General features: G+C 70.7%; 15 protein-coding genes. 10 read left to right on the forward strand and 5 right to left on the reverse strand.

Going from position 1 to position 16,646, the window contains the following annotated elements; genetic code table 11:
• The first annotated feature begins 26 nt into the window (after window positions 1-26).
• The 5 genes from ADX84_RS10845 (at window position 27) to egtD (ending at window position 5,585) form a co-directional block, all read left to right on the forward strand.
• Window positions 27-953, forward strand: a complete 927-nt coding sequence (locus tag ADX84_RS10845; protein WP_049571567.1) for an arylamine N-acetyltransferase — start codon at window positions 27-29, stop codon at window positions 951-953.
• A 212-nt stretch (window positions 954-1,165) separates the two neighbouring features.
• A complete protein-coding gene (gene egtA, locus ADX84_RS10850; protein ID WP_049571572.1) occupies window positions 1,166-2,467 on the forward strand; it encodes an ergothioneine biosynthesis glutamate--cysteine ligase EgtA in 1,302 nt (433 codons plus the stop codon).
• Window positions 2,464-3,807, forward strand: a complete 1,344-nt coding sequence (gene egtB / locus ADX84_RS10855) for an ergothioneine biosynthesis protein EgtB (RefSeq protein ID WP_049571574.1) — start codon at window positions 2,464-2,466, stop codon at window positions 3,805-3,807. Before egtA ends, egtB begins: the two co-directional genes overlap by 4 nt.
• Window positions 3,807-4,547, forward strand: coding sequence for an ergothioneine biosynthesis protein EgtC (gene egtC / locus ADX84_RS10860; protein ID WP_049571575.1), 741 nt, complete (start codon window positions 3,807-3,809; stop codon window positions 4,545-4,547). Before egtB ends, egtC begins: the two co-directional genes overlap by 1 nt.
• Before the next feature lie 66 nt (window positions 4,548-4,613).
• Window positions 4,614-5,585, forward strand: coding sequence for an L-histidine N(alpha)-methyltransferase (gene egtD / locus ADX84_RS10865; protein ID WP_049571580.1), 972 nt, complete (start codon window positions 4,614-4,616; stop codon window positions 5,583-5,585).
• 3 nt (window positions 5,586-5,588) lie between these two features.
• On the opposite strand, the gene ADX84_RS10870 is transcribed toward egtD, so the two are convergent.
• Window positions 5,589-6,293: a VIT family protein gene (locus ADX84_RS10870; protein WP_049571582.1), complete on the reverse strand. Its 705-nt coding sequence runs from the start codon at window positions 6,291-6,293 to the stop codon at window positions 5,589-5,591.
• A gap of 69 nt (window positions 6,294-6,362) precedes the next feature.
• Between ADX84_RS10870 and dapB the strand changes: the two genes are divergently transcribed.
• The gene (dapB, locus tag ADX84_RS10875; protein WP_082206388.1) at window positions 6,363-7,106 is read left to right on the forward strand and encodes a 4-hydroxy-tetrahydrodipicolinate reductase; all 744 of its coding nucleotides are present in this window, start codon (window positions 6,363-6,365) and stop codon (window positions 7,104-7,106) included.
• A gap of 399 nt (window positions 7,107-7,505) precedes the next feature.
• On the opposite strand, the gene ADX84_RS10885 is transcribed toward dapB, so the two are convergent.
• The 4 genes from ADX84_RS10885 to ADX84_RS10900 all read right to left on the reverse strand — a co-directional run bounded on the left by ADX84_RS10885 (window position 7,506) and on the right by ADX84_RS10900 (window position 10,282).
• On the reverse strand, window positions 7,506-8,186 hold the full coding sequence (locus tag ADX84_RS10885; RefSeq protein ID WP_049571592.1) for a class I SAM-dependent methyltransferase: 681 nt from the start codon (window positions 8,184-8,186) through the stop codon (window positions 7,506-7,508).
• Window positions 8,187-8,254: 68 nt separating this feature from the next.
• Window positions 8,255-8,746, reverse strand: a complete 492-nt coding sequence (locus tag ADX84_RS10890; RefSeq protein WP_049571595.1) for an NUDIX hydrolase — start codon at window positions 8,744-8,746, stop codon at window positions 8,255-8,257.
• 18 nt (window positions 8,747-8,764) lie between these two features.
• Window positions 8,765-9,637, reverse strand: coding sequence for a 1,4-dihydroxy-2-naphthoate polyprenyltransferase (locus tag ADX84_RS10895; RefSeq protein WP_049571599.1), 873 nt, complete (start codon window positions 9,635-9,637; stop codon window positions 8,765-8,767).
• A 90-nt stretch (window positions 9,638-9,727) separates the two neighbouring features.
• A complete protein-coding gene (locus ADX84_RS10900) occupies window positions 9,728-10,282 on the reverse strand; it encodes a GNAT family N-acetyltransferase (protein ID WP_049571603.1) in 555 nt (184 codons plus the stop codon).
• 116 nt (window positions 10,283-10,398) lie between these two features.
• On the opposite strand from ADX84_RS10900, the gene ADX84_RS10905 reads away from it, so the two are divergent.
• From ADX84_RS10905 to ADX84_RS10920, 4 genes are all read left to right on the forward strand, one after another.
• Window positions 10,399-10,779, forward strand: coding sequence for a phage holin family protein (locus tag ADX84_RS10905; protein WP_049571606.1), 381 nt, complete (start codon window positions 10,399-10,401; stop codon window positions 10,777-10,779).
• 419 nt (window positions 10,780-11,198) lie between these two features.
• The gene (gene dapA / locus ADX84_RS10910) at window positions 11,199-12,170 is read left to right on the forward strand and encodes a 4-hydroxy-tetrahydrodipicolinate synthase (RefSeq protein ID WP_049571609.1); all 972 of its coding nucleotides are present in this window, start codon (window positions 11,199-11,201) and stop codon (window positions 12,168-12,170) included.
• Window positions 12,167-13,852, forward strand: coding sequence for a ribonuclease J (locus tag ADX84_RS10915; RefSeq protein ID WP_049571613.1), 1,686 nt, complete (start codon window positions 12,167-12,169; stop codon window positions 13,850-13,852). The genes dapA and ADX84_RS10915 overlap by 4 nt, the downstream gene beginning before the upstream one ends.
• A gap of 281 nt (window positions 13,853-14,133) precedes the next feature.
• A complete protein-coding gene (locus ADX84_RS10920; RefSeq protein ID WP_049571615.1) occupies window positions 14,134-16,620 on the forward strand; it encodes a DNA translocase FtsK in 2,487 nt (828 codons plus the stop codon).
• The last annotated feature ends 26 nt before the right edge of the window (window positions 16,621-16,646 follow it).

Consider the following 16,646-nt stretch of genomic DNA (forward strand, 5'->3'; position numbering starts at 1 on the left):
CCGGCGCGGGCCCCGTTGGCACGGACATGTGGACCAACGAGCACCCCGAGGAACCCGTACCCGCGAAGCCGCCCGGTCCGGCGCGGGCCCCGGAGCGCGTCCTCACCGAGAGCGACCTCTGGCACGGAGCCGACCTCGATCTGGACGCCTACCTGGCGCGACTGGGCCTGTCCGGGGAGCTGCCGCCCACCCTGGACACCCTCACCGCCGTGCACCGCGCCCACCTGGCGGCGATCCCCTTCGAGAACCTCCAGCTGCTCCTGGGCCGCCCGGTCCCGCTGGACGTCCCGTCGCTGACGGACAAGATGGTCCACCACCGGCGGGGAGGCTACTGCTACGAACAGAACCTGCTGCTGGCCGCCGCCCTGGACCGGCTCGGGTTCACGCTGACCGCCTTCACCGCCCGGGTCCTGATGGGTGGTGACGGCCGTCCCCGGCCCTCCACCCACGCCCTCCTGCGGGTCGTGGTGGACGGTGAGCCCTGGCTTGCCGACGTCGGGTTCGGCGGCGGGGGCCTCGTGGAACCCCTCCCGTTCGTTGACGGCCACCAGGTCTCGCAGGGCGGTTGGAACCTGCGGCTGGACCGGGTGTCGGAGATCGGCGACGAGGAGTGGCTGCTGCGCGGGTTCACCGGTGGGCGGTGGCGGAACCTGTACCTGTTCGCCGCCGCGGGGGCACTCCCGCAGGACTACGCGGTGTACAGCCACTACCTCACCACTCACTCACGGTCACCCTTCCGCAGCCGCCTGATGGTCGCGCGGACCGGTGGCGGGACCCGGTACGCGCTCAACGACACGACGCTGTCCGTGGAGCGGGTGGACGGCACCGGGGAGACACGGGAGTTGACTCTGGGAGAGGTGGGAACGGTGTTGCGCGAGGTGTTCGACATCGCTCTTGACCAGGAAGAACGGCGGATCATCGAGGGTCGTGTGAAGGAGTTCCTGGAGGTCTGAACCCAGCCCGCGAGTTGTGATCGTCATCACGTTTGACTGGCTCGCTGGCGCGGTCCCGTCGCGAAGCCCGACGCCAACCGGCGTGTCATCCACGCGGTGGCACACCCGCGGCACGGGTTCGCACCGGTTGCGATGATTTGGGGTGATCACACACGTTCGTGACCGTGTGTGTCTGGGCAGGACCTGTGGGGCGCGACCCGAGGGAGCAGCCCATGGCGCACATGACCACCGAAGACGTCCACGACTACATCAACGGTGTCTGCTTCAAGACCGGACCACCCGGAAAGGTCGGGGCCGAGACCGAATGGCTGGTCACCGACCCCGAGCACCCCACCGCACCCGTCACCATCGACCGCCTCGCGGAGCTCATGGAGGCCTGTGGCCCCCCGCCCGCGGGAAGCCGGATCACCTTCGAACCCGGCGGCCAGATCGAACTCAGCTCGGCCGCACTCCCGGGACCGGCACGCGCCCACGAGGCCCTGGCCCGGGACCTGGACCACATCCGCAAGACCCTCGCCGACGCCGGACTGCACCTGGCCGAGACCGCTCTCGACCCGGTACGGCCCCCCGTCCGCCAGCTTCGTCTGCCCCGCTACACGGCCATGGAGCGGTTCTTCACCAACCGCCGCCAGCCCAGCGGGCACACCATGATGTGCAGCACCGCGTCACTCCAGGTGTGCCTCGACACCGGGGCCGACGCCGCCGACGCGCGCGCCCGCTGGGAACTCGTGCACCGGCTCGGACCCGTCCTGGTGGCCGCGTTCGCCAACTCCGCCGTGTGGCGCGGGCGGCCCACCGGCTGGAAGTCCACCCGCTGGGCCATCTGGGCGGCCACGGACGGCACGCGCACCCGACCGGCCCTGGAGTCCCACACCCACCCGGACCCGGCCACCGCCTGGGCCGAGTACGCCCTCGCGGCCAACGTCCTGGCCGTGCCGGAGATCCCCGGCGGGGGAGGGGAGTGGACGGCCGATCCGGGCATCACCCTGGCCGACTGGGTCGCCGGGCGGGGAGCCCGCCCGCTCACCCTCGCCGACCTGGAGTTCCATCTGTCCACGCTCTTCCCGCCCGTGCGCCCGCGCGGCTGGTGGGAACTGCGCATGATCGACGCCCTGCCGCTGCGCTGGTGGCCGGTCCCGGTGGCGCTCGCCGCCGCGCTGCTCGACGAACCCCGTGCCCGCGCCGTCGCGGAGGAGGCCACCGAACGGCTCTGCCGGGACCGCCTTCCCTCCCCGGAACTGTGGCGGCGCTCGGCCAGCCTCGGGCCGGCCGACCCCGAGATCGACGCCTGCGCGCGGGTGTGTTTCGACGCCGCGGTGGAGGCGCTGCCGAGGATGGGCGCGGCCGGACTCGCCCACCTGGTGGACGCGTACGCGGAGCGGTACGTCCGACGCGGACGGTGCCCGGCGGACGCCGCGCTCGGGGAGCTGGTGCCCGAGCCGCGTGACGGCGCCGAGGACCCGGCGGGGGACCGGAGCGGCGTGCGCGCCGCGCACAGGGGAGGTTCGTCATGAGCCACGAACAGGACCGCGCCAAGGAGCGCATCGCCGCCGAACTCGACCGGAGCAGGCGGCGCAGCAACGGGCTGACCCTGGACTCCCTGGACGACGAGGACCTGCTCACCCAGCACTCCCCGCTGATGTCCCCGCTGGTCTGGGACCTGGCGCACATCGGCAACTACGAGGAGCAGTGGCTGCTCAGGGCAGCCGGGGGACGCGAGGCGCTGCGTCCCGACATCGACGGTCTGTACGACGCCTTCGAGAACCCGAGGGCCGACCGGGTCGCCCTGCCGCTGCTGCGCCCGGACGAGGCCCGTGCGTACAACGACCGGGTGCGCCGGGAGGTCCTGGACACCCTCGAATCGGTGAACCTGGAGACGGTGCCCGCCCCCCGGAACTCGGGGGAGCGGTCTCTGCTGGAGGCCGGGTTCGTGTTCCACATGGTGATCCAGCACGAGCACATGCACGACGAGACCATGCTCGCCACCCACCAGCTCCGCCGCGGCGCCCCCGTGCTGCTGGAGGAGGAGCCCGGGGTCGCGCTGTCGAGCCCGCCCCCGGCGGAGGAGGTCCTGGTCCCCGCCGGGCCCTTCACCATGGGCACCGACGACGACCCCTGGTCCTACGACAACGAGCGCTGCGCTCACACCGTGGACCTGGACGCCTACTGGATCGACACCGACCCGGTCACCAACGCCGCCTACCTGCGGTTCGTCGCTGACGGCGGCTACCAGGACCCGCGCTGGTGGACCGGGCAGGGATGGGAGTGGCGCCAGCGGCGCGACGCCGAGGCGCCCGCCTTCTGGAACCGGGACGGCGACGGCTGGTCCCGGCGCCGGTTCGGCCGGGTCGAGGAGGTGCCGCCGGACCAACCCGTCCAGCACGTGTCCTTCCACGAGGCCCAGGCCTACGCCCGATGGGCGGGCAAACGGCTTCCCGCCGAGGCCGAGTGGGAGAAGGCCGCCCGCTTCGACCCCGCCACCGGGCGCTCACTCCGCTTCCCCTGGGGCGACGCGGAACCCACCGGCCACCACGCCAACCTCGGCCAGCGCGCGCTCGGGCCGCACCCGGTGGGCAGCCACCCCGAGGGCACCTCACCCCTGGGGGTGCGTCAGCTGATCGGAGACGTGTGGGAGTGGACCTCCACGACGTTCCACGGCTACCCCGGGTTCGCCGCTTTCCCCTACCGGGAGTACTCGGAGGTCTTCTTCGACGACGGTTACAAGGTCCTGCGCGGAGGTTCCTGGGCCACCCACCCCACGGCGGTCCGTTCCACCTTCCGCAACTGGGACCACCCGATCCGACGGCAGATCTTCAGCGGGTTCCGCTGCGCACGCGACGCGGGCCGCGACTGATGTGCCGTCACCTCGCCTACCTGGGGCCGCCGCGTACCCTGCACGAACTCCTGTACGCGGCGCCCCACTCACTGCACGTGCAGTCCTGGGCCCCGCGACAGCAGCGGTACGGGACGGTCAACGCCGACGGGTTCGGTGTCGGCTGGTACCCGGAGGGGACCGAGACCGCCGAGCCGCTGCGGTACCGACGCGCCATGCCGATCTGGGGTGACTCCTCCTTCGCCGACGCCGCCAGGGCCATCGGGTCCGGGTGTGTGCTCGCCGCGGTCCGCGACGCCACCGTCGGGTTCGGGTCGGAGGAGTCCGGAGCCCAGCCCTTCCGCGCTGACCGCCTGCTGTTCAGCCACAACGGGGCGGCCCGGGACGACCAGGCGCTCCTGACCGGAATGGCCGCGCCCTTCCCGCCGGACGCCCTGGACGCCCGCGCGCCGGTGGACTCCGCCCCGCTCTTCGCGCACGCCGTGCGGGCCTGGCGGACCTCGGGCGACCTCACCGACGCGCTCGCAAGGGCGGTGCACCGCGCCCGGGAACTCTCCGAGGGGCGGTACAACCTGCTGGCCAGCGACGGAGAGGTGATCGTCGGGACCACTGCGGGGGACACCCTGTACACCCTGCGCCGGGACGAGGGGGTCTGGCTGGCCTCCGAACCCTTCGACGACGGGCGCGGTTGGCGACAGATCCCCGAGAACTCCGTGGTCGTGGCCACCCGCGAGGGCACCGACGTCCGGCCCCTCGGCTGAGCTCAGGCACGCACGCCACTGGTATCACCCGCCCCGGGTACATCCGTAAGGGACACAGGAGGCACCATGTTCCGGATTGACCGCAACCTGACCGCTGACGAGCTCGACAAGGCCCTGCGCACCGACGTCGCCGAGGGGCTCACCGCACGCCCCAAACAACTGCCGCCCAAGTGGTTCTACGACGAACGCGGCAGCGGGCTCTTCGAGGACATCACGCGGCTTCCGGAGTACTACCCGACCCGCGCCGAACGCTCCATCCTGGAGACGCACGCCGACGAGATCGCGGGGGCCTCGGGCGCCGTCGCCCTCATCGAGCTCGGCTCCGGGGCGGGGGTCAAGACCCGGCTCCTCCTGGACGCCATGCGACGCCAGGGGGAGCTGACCAGGTTCGTGCCGGTCGACGTCAGCGGGGAGTTCCTCGCCGCCTCCGCGCGCCCGGTCGTCGACGACTACCCCGGCCTGGACGTGCACGCGGTGGTGGGGGACTTCGAGCACCACCTGGGCCTGCTGCCGGTCAGCGAGAGCGGGCGCCAGCTCCTGGCGGTGCTCGGCTCCACCATCGGCAACCAGGAACCCGGCCCCCGCGACTCCTTCCTCCGCGACATCCACGACGTGCTGCACCGGGGGGACTCCCTGCTGCTCGGCGCCGACCTGGTCAAGGACCCCGCCCGCCTGGTGGCCGCCTACGACGACTCCCAGGGGGTGACCGCCGCCTTCAACCGCAACGTGCTCTCGGTGATCAACCAGCAGCTGGGCGGCGACTTCGACCCCACCGCCTACGAGCACCTCGCGGTGTGGAACGTCGAGTGCGAGTGGATCGAGATGCGCCTGCGCGCCCGCTCCGCGCAGCACGTGCGCGTCGCCGACCTCGACCTGGAGGTGGGCTTCGCCGAGGGCGAGGAGATGCGCACGGAGATCTCCGCCAAGTTCCGCCGCGAGGGACTGGCTGCCGAACTCGACGCCGCGGGGTTCGACCTCACCCACTGGTGGACCGACACGGAGGGGGACTTCGCGCTCACCCTGGCCACCGTGCGCTGAGCGTCAGGAGCCCGCCAGGCCGCCGATCAGCGAGCCCACCGTGTAGGTCACCAGCATGGCGAACGACCCGCCGAGCACGCACCGCAGCGCGGCGCGCAAGGGCAGGGCGCCGCCCATCCGCGCGCTGATCGCGCCCAGCAGACCCGTGGCCACCAGCACCGCGACCACCGTCACCGCCAGACGCCAGGCGTCCGGGCTCAGCAGCATGGCCAGGAGCGGGATCATCGCGCCCAACAGGAAGGAGAACATGCTCGCGAACGCGGCCTGCCAGGGGTTGGCTCGGTACCGGTTCAGCCCCAGCTCCACCTCCACGTGGGCGCTCAGGGCGTCATGGTCGGTGAGCTCACGGGCGACCCTGCGGGACAGCTCCTCGCTGAGTCCGCGCTCCCGGTACATCCCTGCCAACTCCTCCAACTCGCCCTCGGGGTCGTCGGAGAGCTCCCGCCGCTCATGGGCGATCGCCGCCCTCTCGGTGTCCCGCTGCGTGCTCACCGAGACGTACTCGCCCGCCGCCATCGACAGGGCGCCCGCGAGGGTCCCGGCCACTCCCGCGACCAACAGGGTCTCCCGGTGCGGGGTGGCACCCGCCACGCCCACCACGAGACCCGCCGTGGAGACGATGCCGTCGTTGGCGCCCAGAACAGCCGCACGAAGCCCGTTCAACAGCGACCCCAGCCGCTTCTGCGAGCGCTCCGTGTTCTGCTCCATGGGGTCAGAGTGACACGTGTGACTCGCCCCGACCCGCCTCACCACGCCGGATTCCGCTACGCTCGTGCCGTGTTCAAGGTAGGAGTTTTCGGCGCCGATGGGCGCATGGGGTCAGAGGTCGTCAAGGCGGTTCAGGCCGCCGACGACATGGAACTCGTCGCGGGCGTGGACAGCGCCGACGATCGTGAAGCGGTGCTGGGGGCCGACTACGTCGTCGACTTCACGCACCCCGACGTGGTGATGGACAACCTCGCGTGGCTGATCGACCACGGGATCCACGCCGTCGTCGGGACCAGCGGTTTCGATGAGGCCCGCCTGGCGAAGGTGCGCGCCCTCCAGGAGGCCAAGCCGGGGGCGAAGGTGCTCATCGCACCCAACTTCGGCATCGCGGCCGTCCTGATGATGCACTTCGCGAAGAAGGCCGCGCCCTACTTCGACTCCACGGAGATCATCGAGCTGCACCACCCGAACAAGGCCGACGCCCCCAGCGGCACCGCCTACCGGACCGCCGAGCTCGTCGCCGAGGCCCGCCGTGAGGCCGGGACCGAGCCGATGCCCGACGCCACCACCTCGGAGATCCCCGGGGCCCGTGGCGCGGACGTCGAGGGCGTCCGCGTGCACGCCCTGCGCATCCAGGGCCTGATCGCCCACCAGGAAGTCGTGTTCGGCACCGACGGCGAGACCCTGAAGATCCGCCACGACTCGATGAACCGCACCTCGTTCATGCCCGGAGTCCTCCTCGGCATCCGCAGGACCGCAGAGCTTCCCGAGCCCCTCACCCTGGGCCTGGAGCCGATCCTGGGCCTGGACTAGCCATGTGACCAATGAGGGGGACCACCACGATGGCGGTCCCCCTCAGTCATGTCCCGTCCCAGCAGGGCGCACACAGTCCCAGCCATCTCGCCCGGGACACCGGCGGGACCATCCCCGCGTGCGCGGGGAGCACCGCGCCCACTTTGAGCAGGGTGATCGGTCGCCGGGACCATCCCCGCGTGCGCGGGGAGCACTGAATCGGACCCAAGGTGGACTCGCGGGCCGGGGGACCATCCCCGCATGCGCGGGGAGCACGTGAACGTGCTCCCGAGCGGGTTCCAGGTGACGGGACCATCCCCGCATGCGCGGGGAGCACCCTTTTTCACCTGCAAACTTACCGGTGGCAAGTGGCCATTTTTGTAACTTCTCGAGAAACGGACATTTCCACCTTCCCTACGGCTACGCGCCTCGGCGGCAGGTGAGGAAGATCTGGACCTCGGGGTGGGCGCCGTCGGGGGAGTAGGTGACCACGCGCTCGTCCTCGATGATGAGCCCGGCCCGCTCCACGACCTCTCTCAGTTCGTCGCGGGGGTAGCCGGACACCCGGATCTCGTTCCCCAGGAAGGAGATGGGCTGGTCGTCCAGGTCGGCCTCGACCATCGACAGGCACACCAGGCCGCCGGGGACCAGCGAGGCGCGCACGCGGCCCAGGGCCTGGGGAATGCGCTCCTTGGGCAGGCAGAGCAGCGAGAAGAACGCCACGATGGCGTCGTACGAGCACTCCACCGGGTCCAGGTCGACGATGTCTGCCCGGCGGAACGTCGCCTCGGGAACGTTCTGACGGGCGAGCGCGATCATCTCCTCGGAGATCTCGAAGCCGGTCACCTGGGCGCCGGAGCTGACCAGCTGGCGGGCCGTGGGCAGGCCGGTCCCCGAACCGAGGTCGAGGATCTGCGCGTTCGGTGGCAGCAGACTCAACAGCCTGCGAACGCAGTCCTCCTGGCCTTCCTTGTTGGGAAAGGCCTCGTCGTAGCGTTCTCCGATCGTGTCGAACGCGCGCGCCTGGCGGGCGTTGCGTTCGGCCCAGGCCACCGGGTCAGGGGCGAGCTCGAGGGGATCGGTGGGGTGGTCGCTCGGCACGGTTCTCCAAGGGGGTACATAGGCGGGGCAGGCATCGTAACCGGAGCGGCTTCCGGAGGCGGGTTCGCTCAGGTCGGCCCAGGCAGGACGGCGTGTCCGTGTTCCAGGTAGACCAGACCTCCACCGTGGTCGTCCACCGAGACCGCCGCCCTCATGCGCCGGGCCGTCCCTTCGGCGAGGTAGTCGAGGAGCCGCTCGGGCGGGACCCACTCCCAGCCGGACAGTTCGTCGGGCGGCAGCCGGAAGTCGGTGTGCGGGACGTCCACCCGGAACAGCCACTGGTAGGCGGCCGTGCGGGGTGGTCGGGGCGGCACCCAGTCCACCACCAGCGGGGCCCGCACGTGGGCGGTCAGCCCCAGCTCCTCGGCGATCTCCCTGCGGCAGGCGGCCACCGGTGACTCCTCGGCCTCCATGATCCCGCCGGGGACGCCCCAGGGCCTCTCGGGGTCGTACACGCGCCGTACCAGGAGCACGTCGCCCGAGGCCGAACGGATGAGTCCGCCGGCCGCTCCCCGGGTCGCGGGCAGGTTCGCGAAGAAGTCCTCGTCGCTCTGGTCCACCCGACGACCCTAACCCGCCTAGCCCAGGGCGAGCGCCACCGAGAACAGCACGCCGAAGGCCATCTGGAGCTTCCCTGTCTCGCCCAGGCCCAGCACCAGGTCACGGCCGACCTGACCGCCCAGCACCCGGCGCAGCGGCGGCACCGCCAGCGGCGCGGCCAACAGGACCAGCGGCACCCACCAGGACACCGTGGTCAGCACGAGGGCGACCACGAAGGACGCCACGATCATCCCCGCGTAGAGGCGTCGGGTGCCGCTCTCGCCCAGGCGCACGGCCAGGGTGATCTTGCCGGTCTCCCGGTCCGTGGGGATGTCGCGCAGGTTGTTGATCACCAGCACCGAGCACGAGAGGAGACCCACCGGGACCGACGCCACCCAGGCCTGCCAGGGCAGCGTTCCCATCTGCACGAACACCGTGCCCACCACGGCCACGACGCCGAAGAACACGAACACGGAGACCTCGCCCAGGCCCCGGTATCCGTAGGGGGTGCGCCCGCCGGTGTAGTACCAGGCGGCGGCGATCGCGGCCGCGCCGATCAACAGCAGCCACCACGAACTGGTCGCCACCAGCACCAGGCCGACCACACCGGCGAACGCGAAGCTCCCCAGCGCGGCGGCCAGCACCTGCTTCGGAGCGGCGAGGCGGCTCGCGGTCAACCGGGTCGGGCCGGTGCGCTCCTCGGTGTCGGTGCCCTTGACCCCGTCGCTGTAGTCGTTGGCGAAGTTCACGCCCACCTGGAGAGCCATGGACACCACCAGGGCGAGCAGGGCCTTCCACCACACGAACCCGCCCAGGGAGAAGGCCAGCGCTGTGCCGACCGCCACCGGGACGATCGAGTTCGGAAGCGTGCGGGGGCGTAGCCCCGAGACCCATTCACTGACCGTGGCCACGCGCCGGTCCTCCAGATTCGAGACGTTGACACGCCGAGGGGCGCGCCGGACAACTACCCAACGGTAGTGCCTGGCCGCCGCGCCGCCGAACTACTCGGAGACGGTCGCGTGCAGCCGCACCATCGGAAGGAGCCGACCCATGTCGATCTCCCGCCTGGCCCCGTCGGCTCGCCACCCCGAGGCCTCGAAGAACGTCCGCAGCGCGTTCTCCTCCTCCGGGACCCACACGTGCACGGTGCCGAACCCGCCCTCCACCAGGTGGTCCACGCACGCGTTCACCAGGCGGCTGCCGTGTCCCTGCCGCACCCTCTCCGGGTCCACGTGCAGCGCGAACACCTCCGCGTCCTTGGCTGGCCACAGGTCCGGGTCCCCGGCCGGGCCGAACGCCGCGAACCCGACCACGGTGCGCACCCCGCCGTCCTCGTCGGTCGCCACCACCAGCCGGTGCCTGGAGGTGGGCGGCGACTCCAGCGCCGCCGTCCACTGCTCACGGAAACTCTCCCGCGCCTGGGCACCCGAGAGCTCCTCGGCCACCTCGGCGGGCAACAGCTCCCCGTACACCGACCGCCACGACGTGACCTGGAGGTTCACCACCGTGTCCACATCGGCGGCACGGGCGGGACGGACGAACTGCGCACTGGACACGAGGGGGCCTCTCGGTTGGATCCGGACCGGCGTGCGCGGGTGTGCGACACGCCGGACGAAAAGATCACCCACGCCGGAGTTTCCGGACCTTGCACCGGCATGGGAACATCTACGTTGTGAGCCTCATTATCAGAGTTATCGCGAACGCGCTGGCCCTTTGGGCCGCTGTCCTCCTTGTCGACGGGATCGACGTCACGGCGCAGGACACCGTCGGTCAGGTCGTCGTCTACCTCGTGGTCGGTGCGATCTTCGGCGTGGTCAACGCGGTCATCAAACCGATCGTCAAGACGGTCGGCTGCCTGTTCTACGCCCTGACCCTGGGTCTGATCGGGCTGGTGGTGAACGCGCTGCTGTTCATGCTCACCGCGTGGATCGCCGGGCTGTTCGACGTCCCCTTCCACGTGGACGGGTTCTGGCCCGCCTTCTGGGGAGCCATCGTCGTCACCATCGTGAGCTGGGTGGTCAGCATGTTCCTGCCCGACGGCAGGGACGACTGAGACACGCCCGAAACGACCCCCGCGCGCCGTCTTCCGACCACGGTGATCCCGGGCCCCGTCCGAGCGACGCGGGCCCGGTGCGGGTAGGTTCACACTTCCGGGCACCGGTCGAGCGCGTAGGCTCCAGGTGACCTGGTCGGTCACGACCGGGACGGTCCCTCACCTCAACCCACGAGGACGGGGTCCGAACCGGCCACGCTCCAGCGCACTCCCACGTGCGAGGAGCACACAGACTTTCCCGCTTCCGGTGGCCCGCGTTCACCGGTCGCGGTGACGGACGCTCAGCGCCGTCTTCACCCGTAGCACGGAGGAAAGCACCCGGCTCGGGACACGCACCTGTTTCACGCACATGGAGAGGAGGAAGGGCAACCCAGGGCCCCGACGCCTTTCGGCTGGGGCCCGAGAGCCTTTCAGACACGATGGTGGAACCCAAGAACCGCCCGTTCGGCAAGATGTTGACCGCGATGGTCACCCCGATGCTCGAAGACGGGGAACTCGACTACGACGGCGCCGCCCGACTCGCCACCTACCTGGTGGACGAGCAGCACAACGACGGTCTGGTCATCAGCGGTACGACCGGTGAGTCGCCCACGACCAGTGACGACGAGAAGGACCGCCTGCTGCGCTCGGTGGTCGAGGCCGTCGGCGACCGCGCCCAGATCATCGCGGGCGTCGGCACCAACGACACCCGCCACAGCCTCAAGCTGGCGAGGGCCGCCGAGAAGGCGGGCGCGCACGGCCTGCTGGCAGTCACGCCCTACTACAACAAGCCCCCGCAGGAGGGGCTGATCCGGCACTTCACCGAGATCGCCGACACCACCGACCTGCCGGTCATGCTCTACGACATCCCGCACCGCACCGGGACGCCGATCGCCTCCGAGACCCTGGTCCGGCTGGCCGAGCACCCGCGCATCGTCGCCAACAAGGACGCCAAGGACAACGTCGGCGCCAGCTCCTGGGTCATGGAGCGCACCGACCTGGCCTACTACTGCGGCACCGACATCCTGAACCTGCCGCTGCTGTCCGTCGGCGCGGCCGGTTTCGTGAGCGTCGTCGGCCACATCGTCGGCAGCGACCTCAAGGACATGATCGACGCGTTCGAGGAGGGCGAGGTCGGCCAGGCGCTGGCCATCCACCGCCGCCTCACCCCGGTCTACACCGGTATGTTCCGCACTCAGGGTGTCATCACGACCAAGGCGATCCTGAACCTCTTCGGGCTCCCCTCCGGTCCGGTCCGCACCCCGCTCGCGGACGCGTCCTCCGAGCTCCAGGCCCTGCTGCGCGAGGACCTGGCCGCCGCCGGGGTCAAGGGCCCCATCGGGCTCGCCCCGCACCAGGCCGTGCCCGCCAGCGCCGTGCGCGTCGAACGTCTGACGGAGGGTTCCGTATGAGTCACCCGCACCCCGAACTCGGTCCGCCCCCGCCCCAGGGCAAGGGCGTCCTGCGCATCGTCCCGCTCGGCGGGCTCGGTGAGATCGGCCGCAACATGACGGTCTTCGAGTACGACGGCCGTCTGCTCATCGTCGACTGCGGCGTGCTCTTCCCCGAGGAGGAGCAGCCCGGCGTCGACCTGATCCTGCCGGACTTCGACTACATCCGGGACCGTCTCGACGACATCGAGGCGATCGTGCTCACCCACGGGCACGAGGACCACATCGGCGGCGTGCCGTTCCTGCTCCGTGAGCGGGCCGACATCCCGATCGTGGGCTCCAAGCTCACCCTGGCACTGATCAGCGCCAAGCTCGGCGAGCACCGGATCAAGCCGGAGACCGTCCTGGTGGAGGAGGGGGAGCGACACGACTTCGGCCCCTTCGACCTGGAGTTCTTCGCGGTCAACCACTCGATCCCGGACGCGCTCGCCGTGGGCATCCGCACGCCCGGCGGCACGGTACTGCACACGGGCGACTTCAAGATGGACCAGCTGCCGCTGGACAGCCGCCTCACCGACCTGGCCGGGTTCGCCCGGTTCGGTGACGAGGGCGTGGACATCCTGCTGTCGGACTCCACCAACGCGGAGCAGCCCGGGTTCGTCGTCAACGAGCGCAACCTGACCGAGGCCATCGACAAGGTGTTTCGGCAGGCCAAGAAGCGCATCGTCGTGGCCTGCTTCGCCTCGCACGTGCACCGTGTCCAGCAGGTCATCGACTCCGCGACCGCGCACGGCCGCAAGATCGCGTTCGTGGGCCGCTCCATGGTCCGCAACATGAACATCGCGCGCGACCTCGGCTACCTGAGCATCCCCGGCGACACCATCGTCGACGTCAAGCAGCTCGACAAGATGCCCGCCGACGAGGTCGTGCTGATCTGCACCGGCTCCCAGGGCGAGCCCATGGCGGCCCTGAGCCGCATGGCCAGCCGGGACCACCAGATCCGCATCGAGGAGGGCGACACCATCCTGCTCGCCTCGTCGCTGATCCCGGGCAACGAGAACTCGGTCAACCGGGTCATCAACGGTCTCACCCGCTGGGGCGCCAAGGTCGTGCACAAGGGCAACGCGCTCGTGCACGTGTCCGGCCACGCCTCCGCCGGCGAGCTGCTGTACGTGCTCAACATGGTGCGTCCGCGCAACTTCATGCCGGTGCACGGCGAGTGGCGGCACATGCGTGCGCACGCCGACCTGGCCAAGCTCACGGGCGTGCCGAGCGACCGCATCGTCATCGCCGAGGACGGCGTGGTGGTGGACGTGTACAAGAACCGCGCCAAGATCGTCGGTGCGGTGCAGGCCGGATACGTCTACGTGGACGGCTCCTCGGTCGGCGACGTCACCGACGCGGCCCTGAAGGACCGCCGCATCCTCGGCGAGGAGGGCTTCATCTCCGTCGTCGTCGCGGTGGACTCCAACTCCGGGAAGATCCTCGGTGACCCCGAGATCCACACCCGGGGCGCAGGCATGGGCGCCGCGGCCTACGACGACGTCATCGACAAGATCCAGGACGCCCTGGACAAGGCGGCCTCCGACGGGGTCAACGACCCGCACCAGCTGCGCCAGCTCATCCGCCGCAGCACGGGGCGCTGGGTCAACGAGACCTACCGTCGTCGCCCCATGATCATCCCCGTCCTGGTCGAGGTCTGACCGTAGGGGAACCCTGGAACGGCCCGAGGCGCGCAGGCGCTCTCGGGCCGTTCCTTTGTGCACCACCGCCTCGCTCGGGTGCTTGGTGGGCTGCCGATCGGACACCCCTGGCGGCTGGGACCACGGTCGAGCCGGAAACCCCCTCAGCGCGAACATGCGGGCCGCGACACGCCGGGTGCGCTTCGTGCCCCGGGCTGGACGGCTTAGTAGGCTTCCCGCCGTGCCGGGCAGCTGTGCCCGCGCCTCGGAATCGAACCCGTCCCCGGTGGAGGTGACCCCCGATGGCCACGCGTGCCTCCTCAGGTGGTGCTGGGCGCAAGAAGCCCGCCGCACGCAAACCCGCGGCGAAGAAGCGCATGCCCGACGGGCCCATCGCCTATGTGGTCACGCTCTTCGGCCAGTTCCTGCTGGTGGTGTGGAAGGTCATCGCGCACACGGTGGGCGGGGCGGCCCGCGCGGTGGGACGCAGCGCGCGCGGTCTCGACCCGGACCTGCGCCGCGACGGGATCGGTCTGATCCTGCTGGCCCTGGGCATCCTCGTGGCCGCCGCCGTGTGGTGGCAGAGCGAGGGCCCGCTGCTGGAGGCGACCCGCTTCGTGGTGGTCGGCGGCTTCGGCACCTTCTCCCCGATCCTGCCGCTGCTCTTCCTGCCCATCGCGGTCAAGCTCATGCGCACCCCCAGCACCAGCAAGGAGGGCGACGCGGGACGGCTGTTCATCGGGGTCACCGCGATCATGCTCGGCCTGCTCGGGCTCATCCACATCGCCCACGGCATCCCGCAGCCCGTCGACGGCATCGAGGGGCTCCAGGACGCGGGCGGTGTCATCGGCTTCGTCGCCTCCGGCCCGCTCAGCTCGGTGGTCACCCCCTGGATCACCGGGCTCCTGCTGGCCCTGATCCTGGTCTTCGGCATCCTCGTGGTGACGGCCACCCCCATCCGTCGCATCCCGGACCGTCTCCAGACCCTGTTCGGCGCCCTCATGGAGCGCGACGCCGGCCCCGACGCCGGGATCGGACTCCTCGGCGCGGACCAGGAGACCAAGCCCAAGCGCAAGCGCAAGCCGAAGGCGCAGGCCTCCGAGGCCCAGACCGTCGCGGGGGACCACGAGCGCCCCTACGACAGCCCGGTCCTGCCCAGCGAGCCCGACAAGGGGACGATCGCCCCCGCCCTCACCGACGAGGAGGAGGCCGAGGCGGCCGCAGCGAAGAAGCCCGCCCGCAAGAAGGCCAAGGCCCCGACCCCCGACCCCACGCCGCCGCCGGTCACCACCGAACAGCTCTCGATCCCCTCCCGTGTGGTCGAGGGCGACTACGAGCTGCCCGCCCCCGCCATGCTCAAGCCGGGCACCCCGGTCAAGCCCCGCACCCAGGCCAACGACGACGTGGTCGCGGCCTTGAGCGGGGTCATGCAGCAGTTCAAGATCGACGCCGAGGTCACCGGGTTCACCCGGGGGCCGACCGTCACCCGGTACGAGATCGAGCTCGGCCCGGCCGTGAAGGTCGAGAAGGTCACGGCGCTGTCCAAGAACATCTCGCTCGCGGTCAAGAGCGCCGACGTGCGCATCCAGTCGCCCATCCCCGGCAAGTCCGCGATCGGTGTGGAGATCCCCAACACCGACAAGGACATAGTGAGTCTGGGCGACGTGCTGCGCTCCCCGGCGGCCACCTCGGACGACCACCCCATGCTGGTGGGCCTGGGCAAGGACGTCGAGGGCACCAACGTCGTGGCCAACCTGGCCAAGATGCCGCACGTGCTGGTCGCGGGTGCCACCGGCGCCGGTAAGTCCACCTGCATCAACGGGCTCATCACTTCCCTGATGATGCGCGCCACCCCCGACGAGGTGCGCATGATCCTGGTCGACCCCAAGCGGGTCGAGCTGACCATGTACGAGGGCATCCCGCACCTGATCACACCCATCATCACCAACCCGAAGAAGGCCGCCGAGGCCCTCCAGTGGGTGGTGGGGGAGATGGACCGCCGCTACGACGACCTCGCGGCCTCCGGGTACCGGCACGTCGACGACTTCAACGCCGCCGTGCGCACCGGGGAGCTCACCGCCCCGCTGGGCAGCGAACGCGTCTACGAGCCCTACCCCTACCTGCTGGTGATCGTCGACGAGCTCGCCGACCTCATGATGGTCGCCCCCCGCGACGTCGAGGACGCGGTCGTGCGCATCACCCAGCTGGCCCGCGCGGCCGGGATCCACCTGGTCCTGGCCACCCAGCGCCCCAGCGTCGACGTCGTCACCGGTCTGATCAAGGCCAACGTCCCCTCTCGGCTGGCCTTCGCCACGTCGAGCCTCGCCGACAGCCGCGTCATCCTCGACCAGCCCGGCGCGGAGAAGCTGGTCGGCAAGGGCGACTCGCTCTTCCTCCCGATGGGCGCGGGCAAGCCCATCCGCCTCCAGAACGCCTGGGTGGCGGAGAAGGAGATCCGGGGGATCGTCGACCACTGCAAGAAGCAGTCCGAACCCAGCTACCGCGAGGACGTCGCGGTCGTCGACACCAAGAAGAAGGAGATCGACGAGGACATCGGCGACGACATGGACGTCCTGCTCCAGGCGGTCGAGCTGGTCGTCACCACCCAGTTCGGGTCCACGTCGATGCTCCAGCGCAAGCTCCGGGTCGGTTTCGCCAAGGCGGGCCGCCTGATGGACCTCATGGAGAGCCGTGACGTCGTCGGCCCCAGCGAGGGATCCAAGGCCCGCGACGTCCTCGTGCAGCCCGACGAACTCGCGGCGGTCCTCACCGACATCCGGGGTGGATGAGAGCGAACCCACGCCCGTGACGCCCG

The organism is Nocardiopsis sp. SBT366 (genome assembly GCF_001083815.1).
Classification (GTDB): Bacteria; Actinomycetota; Actinomycetes; order Streptosporangiales; family Streptosporangiaceae; genus Nocardiopsis; species Nocardiopsis prasina.